This window comes from Streptomyces glaucescens (genome assembly GCF_002154375.1).
GTDB lineage: Bacteria > Actinomycetota > Actinomycetes > Streptomycetales > Streptomycetaceae > Streptomyces > Streptomyces glaucescens.
The window spans coordinates 1-4312 of record NZ_MUND01000701.1 but is presented as its reverse complement, the minus strand read 5'-3'; the positions used below and the strand labels follow the sequence as shown (position 1 = coordinate 4312).

Annotated in this window: 4 protein-coding genes; all 4 read right to left on the bottom strand. The window is 71.6% G+C overall.

Translation table 11 applies throughout. The annotated features are described in order from the left end of the window. Nucleotides 1-11: 11 nt before the first annotated feature. Nucleotides 12-917, bottom strand: a complete 906-nt coding sequence (truB, locus tag CCN42_RS35375) for a tRNA pseudouridine(55) synthase TruB (protein WP_086173328.1) — start codon at nucleotides 915-917, stop codon at nucleotides 12-14. Then, nucleotides 914-1360, bottom strand: a complete 447-nt coding sequence (rbfA, locus tag CCN42_RS35370; RefSeq protein ID WP_086173327.1) for a 30S ribosome-binding factor RbfA — start codon at nucleotides 1358-1360, stop codon at nucleotides 914-916. The genes truB and rbfA overlap by 4 nt, the downstream gene beginning before the upstream one ends. Nucleotides 1361-1416: 56 nt before the next feature. Next, nucleotides 1417-1710, bottom strand: coding sequence for a DUF503 domain-containing protein (locus tag CCN42_RS35365; protein WP_086173326.1), 294 nt, complete (start codon nucleotides 1708-1710; stop codon nucleotides 1417-1419). Nucleotides 1711-1906: 196 nt separating this feature from the next. Next, nucleotides 1907-4312 (bottom strand): translation initiation factor IF-2 (gene infB / locus CCN42_RS35360; RefSeq protein WP_086741460.1); only part of this gene is annotated, 2406 nt, incomplete at its 5' end.

The following is a 4312-nucleotide window of genomic DNA, read 5'->3' as shown; positions in this document are numbered from 1 at the left end:
CCGTGGAGCGGTCAGCCGAAGACGGCCAGGCTCTTGGCCTTGCCCCGGTGCTCCTCGACCAGCGCCAGGAAGCGGCCCTCGGGGTCGAAGACGGCGACCGCGCCGGCGCCCGCGTACTCCTCGGGCATCTCCAGCCGGACGCCGTTGACGAGCAGCCGGGCCCGCTTGGCGTCCACGTCCCAGCGCCGGAACGCGGCCGTGGCGGCCTCGGCGATCGGCATGACGGTCAGCTCCTCCTGGAGCTGGTCGAGCGTCTTCGCGGCGTCCAGCTTGTACGGCCCGACGCGGGTCCGGCGCAGCGCCGTGAGGTGGCCGCCGACGCCCAGGTCGGCGCCCAGGTCACGGGCGAGGGCGCGGATGTAGGTGCCGGAGGAGCAGACCACCGACACCACCAGGTCGAGCACGGGCGTGCCGTCCTCGGCGACGGCGTCCCGGACGTCGTACACCGCGAAGGACCGGACGGTGACCGGGCGGGCGGGGATGTCGAACTCCTCGCCCTCGCGGGCCCGCTTGTACGACCGCACGCCGTCGATCTTGATGGCGCTGACCTTGGACGGCACCTGCATGATGTCGCCGGTCAGCTTGGCGATGCCGGTGTCGATGGCGTCCCGGGTGACCTGGGAGGCGTCCGTGACGGAGGTGATCTCGCCCTCGGCGTCGTCCGTGACCGTGGTCTGGCCCAGGCGGATGGTGCCCAGGTACTCCTTCTCGGTCAGGGCGAGGTGCCCCAGGAGCTTGGTGGCGCGCTCGACACCGAGGACGAGGACGCCGGTCGCCATGGGATCGAGGGTTCCGGCGTGTCCGACCCGCCGGGTCTTCGCGATGCCGCGCATCTTGGCCACGACGTCGTGCGAAGTGAAGCCCGACGGCTTGTCGACGATGACCAGGCCGTCGGGCGGGGTGGGCTTGCGGTTCATTCGGCGATGTCGTCCTCGTCGTCGCCCGGCTTCCTGTACGGGTCGGCTCCGGCGGCGTACTGCGCGCCGGAGGCGGCCTCGCGCACCGCCGCGTCGGACTGCCGCGCCTTGTCGAGGAGGTCCTCGATGGTGCGGGCGGTGTCCGGCAGGGCGTCGGCGACGAAGGTGAGGGTCGGGGTGAACTTCACCCCGGCCGCCTTGCCGACCTCGGAGCGCAGGACGCCCTTGGCGCTCTCCAGTCCGGCGGCGGCGGCCGCGCGCTCCTCGTCGTCCCCGTACACGGTGTAGAAGACGGTCGCCTCCCGCAGATCGCCCGTCACCCGGGTGTCCGTGATGGTGACGTGCGAGCCGAGCCGCGGGTCCTTGATCCCGCGCTGCAGCTTCTGGGCCACCACCTCTCGGATGAGGTCCGCCAGCCTCTTAGCCCGCGCGTTGTCGGCCACTGGTCCGTCTCCCGTTCTTTCTTCTTCTTACGTTCTCTGGCTGGGTCGTCGTGCCGTCAGTCGTCGTCCCCGTGGAAGCGCCGCCGTACCGACAGCAGCTCCACCTCGGGGCGCCCGGCGACCAGCCGCTCGCACCGGTCCAGCACGTCGGTGAGGTGCCCCGCGTCGCCGGACACCACGGCCAGGCCGATCACGGCCCGCCGGTGGAGGTCCATATGGTCCACCTCGGCCGCGCTCACCGCGTACTTGCGCTGGAGCTCGGCGACGATCGGGCGGACGACGGAGCGCTTCTCCTTCAGCGACCGTACGTCGCCGAGGAGGAGGTCGAAGGACAGCGTCCCCACATACATGTGTAACCGGTTCACCCGCCGGTACGGGATCGATGGCCCTGCCGTTCGGGCAGGGACATCAAGAACGGTACCGCGCGGTTGCCTCCGGCTCGACCGGATTTGCCGGGGCTGCGCCCCGGCTCCCCGCGCCCCCCGTGCGCACGCCGCAGTGGCCGACGGGAGAAATGTCCCGTCGGCCACTGTCAGGCGCTAGCGCTTACGCGCGCGGCTTCTCGCGCATCTCGTACGTCGCGATGACGTCGTCGACCTTGATGTCGTTGAAGTTGCCGAGGTTGATACCACCCTCGAAGCCTTCGCGGATCTCGGTGACGTCGTCCTTGAAGCGACGCAGGCCCTCGATGTTGAGGTTCTCCGCGACCACCTTGCCGTCCCGGATGAGGCGGGCCTTGGTGTTGCGGCGGACCTCGCCGGACCGGATGAGCACACCGGCGATGTTGCCCAGCTTGGACGACTTGAAGACCTCGCGGATCTCCGCCGTGCCCAGCTCGACCTCTTCGTACTCCGGCTTGAGCATGCCCTTCAGGGCCGCCTCGATCTCCTCGATCGCCTGGTAGATGACCGAGTAGTACCGGACGTCCACGCCCTCGCGCTCGGCCATCTGCGCCGCGCGGCCGGCCGCGCGGACGTTGAAGCCGATGACGATGGCGTCGGAGCCCATGGCCAGGTCGATGTCGGACTCCGTGACCGCACCGACGCCGCGGTGCAGGACGCGGATGTCGACCTCTTCGCCGACGTCCAGCTGGAGCAGCGAGGACTCGAGGGCCTCGACCGAACCGGAGGCGTCACCCTTGATGATCAGGTTCAGCTGCTGGACCTCGCCGGCCTTGAGCACCTTGTCCAGGTCCTCGAGGGAGACGCGGCGCGTGCGCTTCGCGAAGGCCGCGTTGCGCTCGCGGGCGGCGCGCTTCTCGGCGATCTGACGGGCCGTACGGTCCTCGTCGACCACCAGGAAGTTGTCGCCCGCACCCGGGACGTTGGTGAGGCCCAGGACCTGCACCGGCGTCGACGGGCCGGCCTCGGCGACGTTGTTGCCGTTGTCGTCGAGCATGGCGCGCACACGGCCGTAGGCGTCGCCCACGACCATCGTGTCGCCGACCCGCAGCGTGCCTCGCTGGACGAGGACCGTCGCCACGGCACCGCGGCCGCGGTCGAGACGGGACTCGATCGAGATGCCCTGCGCGTCCTGGTTCGGGTTGGCCCGCAGGTCGAGCGAGGCGTCGGCCGTGAGGATCACGGCCTCCAGCAGCGAGTCGATGTGCAGACCCTGCTTGGCGGAGATGTCGACGAACATGGTGTCGCCGCCGTACTCCTCGGCCACCAGGCCGTACTCGGTCAGCTGACCGCGCACCTTGGTCGGGTCGGCACCCTCGACGTCGATCTTGTTGACCGCGACCACGATCGGCACGTCGGCCGCCTTGGCGTGGTTGAGCGCCTCGACCGTCTGCGGCATGACGCCGTCGTTGGCCGCGACGACCAGGATCGCGATGTCGGTCGACTTGGCACCACGGGCACGCATGGCGGTGAACGCCTCGTGACCCGGGGTGTCGATGAAGGTGATCTTGCGCTCTTCGTCGTTGACCTGGGTCGCGACCTGGTAGGCACCGATGTGCTGGGTGATGCCGCCGGCCTCGCCCGCGATGACGTTGGTCTTGCGGATGGCGTCGAGCAGGCGGGTCTTACCGTGGTCGACGTGACCCATGACGGTCACGACCGGCGGACGGACGACCAGGTCCTCCTCGGAGCCCTCGTCCTCACCGAACTCGATGTCGAAGGACTCGAGCAGCTCGCGGTCCTCCTCCTCCGGGCTGACGATCTGAACCGTGTAGTTCATCTCGTCGGCGAGGAGCTGGAGGGTCTCGTCGGAGACGGACTGGGTCGCGGTGACCATCTCGCCGAGGTTCATCATGACCGCGACGAGCGACGCCGGGTTGGCGTTGATCTTCTCCGCGAAGTCGGTGAGCGACGCGCCGCGGGAGAGACGGATGGTCTCGCCGTTGCCGCGCGGCAGCATCACGCCGCCGACGCTCGGGGCCTGCATGGCCTCGTACTCCTGGCGACGCTGCCGCTTCGACTTGCGGCCACGACGCGCGGGACCGCCGGGACGGCCGAAGGCGCCCTGCGTGCCACCACGGCCACCGGGACCGCCGGGGCGACCACCGAAGCCGGGACGGCCACCGCCGCCACCGCCGGGACCACCCGGACGGCCGGCGAAACCGCCGCCAGCGCCACCGGGAGCACCCGGACGGCCGGCGAAGCCACCGCCGCCGCCACCGGGACGGCCGGCGAAGCCGCCGCCACCGGGACGACCGCCGCCGCCACCCGGACGCCCGCCGGCACCGGGGCCGCGACCGCCGGGGCCACCGCCCGGACGCGGGCCGGCAGCGGGACGCTGCGGCATCATGCCGGGGTTCGGACGCGGACCGGCCGGGCCGGGACGCGGACCGCCCTGCGGACGCGGCATCGAGCCCGGGGTCGGACGGGGACCGCCCGGAGCCTGCGGACGCGGACCGCCGCCGCCCTGGCCGCCGGGCGCCTGGGGACGGGGACCGGCGCCGGGAGCACCCGGGCCGCCGGGACGCGGGGCGCCCTGCGGACGGGGCGC

Coding starts and splice junctions, on each gene's coding strand:
- truB (WP_086173328.1), bottom strand. CDS start 917: ATGAACCGCAAGCCCACCCCGCCCGACGGCCTGGTCATCGTCGACAAG.
- CCN42_RS35365 (WP_086173326.1), bottom strand. CDS start 1,710: ATGTATGTGGGGACGCTGTCCTTCGACCTCCTCCTCGGCGACGTACGG.